This window comes from Pseudoflavonifractor sp. An85, from assembly GCF_002161235.1.
Taxonomy (GTDB): domain Bacteria; phylum Bacillota; class Clostridia; order Oscillospirales; family Oscillospiraceae; genus Enterenecus.
Map to the genome: position 1 here is coordinate 1 of NZ_NFHE01000062.1, position 3,974 is coordinate 3,974.

2 protein-coding genes are annotated in these 3,974 nt (G+C 53.7%); both read left to right on the plus strand.

The window, feature by feature from the left end; all coding sequences use genetic code 11:
* Positions 1-74: 74 nt before the first annotated feature.
* Positions 75-3,317, plus strand: a complete 3,243-nt coding sequence (locus B5G37_RS14080) for a SpaA isopeptide-forming pilin-related protein (protein WP_087258873.1) — start codon at positions 75-77, stop codon at positions 3,315-3,317.
* A 72-nt stretch (positions 3,318-3,389) separates the two neighbouring features.
* The coding region (locus B5G37_RS14085) for a hypothetical protein (protein WP_204217948.1) at positions 3,390-3,974 on the plus strand (585 nt) is incomplete at its 3' end.

A 3,974-nucleotide genomic window follows, 5' to 3' on the forward strand; every position in this document is an offset into this window, starting at 1 on the left:
TATTCTTAATCTTTGTTCAGTTTTCCATGGGACAAAATATTCATTTCGTCCCATAGGCGAGAGAGAAAGGGCGGATGAAGATGACAAGGCGTAAGGGCCGCGGATGGCGGGGATGGAAAGCCCTGATGGGCCTGGTGCTGGCCGGTGTCATGCTGGCTCAGGCCGTGGGGCCGGTGTGGGCAGAGGAGCCGGGAACTACGCAGCCAGAGGACACCCGGGTGGTGGATACCACCAAGGCGTTCGACTATGAGACATTCCTGGGCAATTCTCTGTCTACCCAGTACTCAGGTCGGGTGTGGGCGGATAAGTGGGTGTCAAATAGCGATGTGATAATACCGAATCCGACAGGCGAAGCGAAGGAATACGTGGTCAACATTGGAGAAGAAGATTTTCTGGTGGGGTACTCTCTGCACACGGCAGCCACGGCGGTGAGCGGCCAGTCTCTGGTGCCTCTGGACGTGGTGTTGGTGATTGACATCTCCAGTACCATGCTGATGCATAACCGGATTCAAGAGACGGTAAAGGCCCTGAATGAGACGGTGGAGACCTTGCTGGCCGGCAACCCCAATACCCGAGTGGGGGTGGTGGTGTTCAGCACCGAGGCTACAACCTTGCTCCCTTTGGATCGCTATGACACGGCGGAAGGAAGGGAAGAAATGTTCTGGCTGGAGGAACCCGGAACCATGGATCCCACGGGAGCTACCGAACAGATTCTGCATGTGGATGCTGTCACAGAACAGGGAAACACGTGGAGCCAGCAAATTAATGTTGAAGGATGGACCAACATCCACATGGCCATAGACACTGGTATGGACATGCTCCGAGAGGCAACTACGAAAACAGAGGATGGCCAGCAGCGATACCCTGCCCTAATGCTTATGTCCGACGGCGAACCCACAAGTTCTGGAGGCAATGAGAGTAGCTGGTGGGAACCGGAAGGTATGAGTGGAGATGGTATGGTTGATACGAGTGGGTTGGATGCCTTCAAGGCTATTATGAACGCCGCCTATCAAAAGCAGCAGGTTACCAGACACTACAACGTGGACATGCAGGTGCACACCGTAGGTGTGGGAGTAGAACAGTTGGATATTGATGGTCCTCGGCCGCTAGCGGAATTGACACTCAACCCTAAAGATAATCTGAAAGGGGGAAGTTCGGATTATTATGCGAAAGAGATGTGGGAGGATTGGCAGGAGTACTGTGAGAACCCAGAAGGAGTGGAAGTAGGACCCAGGGGCGATAGCTATACTTTTGCGCACCCACCTGCGGAAGATGATATCACTTCGTTGCGCTACAACGACGGCTATCTTTCCGTCCAGGAGGCCAGCGGGATTTCTGCCGTACTTCAACAGATCATAGAAGAATTTGCTGTTGGTTTGTCATCCCCCGCCGAGGTGGGAGAAGATCCCACAAAGAGCGGATATGTTACTTATACGGATTACATCGGAGAGTACATGGAAGTCACAGGAATGCAGGAGTTAATGTGGAGATCGGGTTTGTATTACGTTAAAACAACGCAAAAGGGTACAAATCAAACGGTATATATATTTGAAGGACGTGTAACAAGTCCGCTGTATGGTACGACATGTTATTTTGAAGATATAACTGTCACTGTCACAACGGACCCAGAGACTAAGAACCAAACATTAGAAATTAAGGTTCCCGCAGCTCTACTGCCTCTGCGATGGAATACTGTGACATTTTTGAATACGGGTACGGAAGATGTGACACAAACCATTGCGAATGGAGGGGGACCAAGTAATCCCCTCCGCATCTTCTACACCGTCAGTCTCCGGGACGGTGTGCTCGACGAGAATGGCATGGTGACCGATATAGTCAGTGAGGAGTACATCCGGGAAAACAGCAACCCCGACGGCACGGTGAACTTCTACGCCAACCGGTACAGTGGGGAAAGCAAGAATGCCACCGGCGAGCCTCTCACAGTGGGCGATGCCAACGTGACCTTCACCCCTGCCTCCAACAACGCCTTTTACGTGTTCCAGGAGGATGTGCTGCTGTACACCGATAAGGGTTGTACCGAACCGGCAACGGAAGAAAACCGAAACGACCAAATTCTCTATTATCCGGTGGAATATTATCTGGCGGAGACAGACGGAGGATCCGCCACGCTTCAGGAGCAGATTGTAACGTGCTACCTGGGGGACTACCCAGAAGGCAGTATAAAGGAAGGCGCTGACGGACAGCTGTACATCGAAAAAGGTACCTTGCGTGGCCTGTCCGATGCCGTGGTGGAGAAAGGGCTGGGAGAAAACCTCACCAACACCGCTGACGCCTTCCGTTATCCCGACCACAATAACAATGGGCAGGTGCAGTTGCAGTTGGGCGCCAACGGAAAAATGACGGCGCCCCTGCCCACCGGCTCCCTCACTGTGTCCAAGAAGGTGGAGGGAACGGGGGCAAACCTAAACCAGGAGTTCACCTTCACCGTCACCTGTACGGACAACGATGCCCCCCTCACTGGCACCTACACCTACACCGGTGGGGTACTCCAGGAATATGAAGGCAGCGTGACGGCCCCACAGAATGGAAGCCTGACCCTGGATACCAGCGGAAAGGGTACCATCACCCTCAAGCATGGCCAGACCATCACCATCCAGGGCTTGCCCCGCACGGCCACCTACATCGTCACGGAGACCCCGGTGGCCAATTATACCCCCAGGGTGGGCGATACCCAGACCGGAACCGCCACGGGAACCGTGGGAGCGTCCTCCACGGCCGCATTTACCAATATCTACGCCATACCCTACACAAATGTGGCCTTCACCAAGGTGGACGGCACTGGATTTGACCCCACCCAAGTGACGGAGGACGACTATTTGAGTGGTGCGGAATTTGCTCTCTACCGGTATACCGGAACCAACTGGGATGGTGTGTCCGGCAGCTTGTTAGATACAACAAACACTGGCACTGAGTGGGGCGCACCTGTAATCCAAACCTCGGGAGATCGAGGCCTTGTGACCTTCTCCAACCTGGAGGCGGGACACTACCGCCTGGTGGAGACCAAGGCTCCGGGAGGGTTCCAGCTGCCCAAGGGACAGTGGAATGTGGAAGTGACCATCACGAACAACGTGGGCAGCTTCACCATCCTAGCGGTGGAGAAAGCCACATCCCAAACCCCTGGTGTGGTTGCGGACAACGGCACGTACTATCTCATGAACTACAAGCCCACCCAGCCCCCCATCACCGGTGGAGACGGAGGGCGAAGCTATTGGATGGTGGGCGGCAGCATGATGGCCGTGGGCATTTGCCTGGCCGCCGCATGGATGTGGGAGCGCCGAAGAAAGGCGAACCCCTGAACTGTGTGTGATATGGGAGTGGGACACTCCGTACACAAATAGAGGACCCCAAATGAGAAAGGAGCAGAAACCATGAAACAGACAAGAAAGATAGGCAGTCGGCTGATGGCCCTGGGTTTGACCCTGGTCATGGCCCTGTCTCTGACCGCCCTGGGAGCGTTTGCAGCAGGCACCTCTGTGACCAGCGCAGAGACCAAGGGGAGTGTGACTATCACCGGGGATGAAAGAGACAAAAACCAGGACATTACACTGTACAAGCTCATTGATGTAAACTGGACCACTGTGGGAAAGGATCAGGTTCAGCCTCAGAACCCAGTGTACACTTGGAATGACGACACGCAATACGGCACCAAAACTGTGGCTGCATGGTTGAAAGAGAAAGGCGCATATACTGGGTACATCAATGCCCAGGATAATGCGGTAACCGATACGTATTTGGGTGCTAATTCCAGCACAATTCAGAAATTCTTGACGGCAATTCATTTCGACATGAAAGCGAATTGGACGCCGGTAAAAACCGTGAACATGGGAGGTAATACCACCCTTACTGTAAATGATCTGGAAATGGGGCAGTACCTAATGGTGGTGGCAGATGAAGGATCCTATGTACACGCTCCTGCCGTAATCAATCTCTATCCCACTTGGGATCAGGGAAGC

Bases quoted from the DNA above. Each gene is read 5' to 3' on its own strand.
- B5G37_RS14080 (WP_087258873.1), top strand. From the start codon at position 75: ATGAAGATGACAAGGCGTAAGGGCCGCGGATGGCGGGGATGGAAAGCC.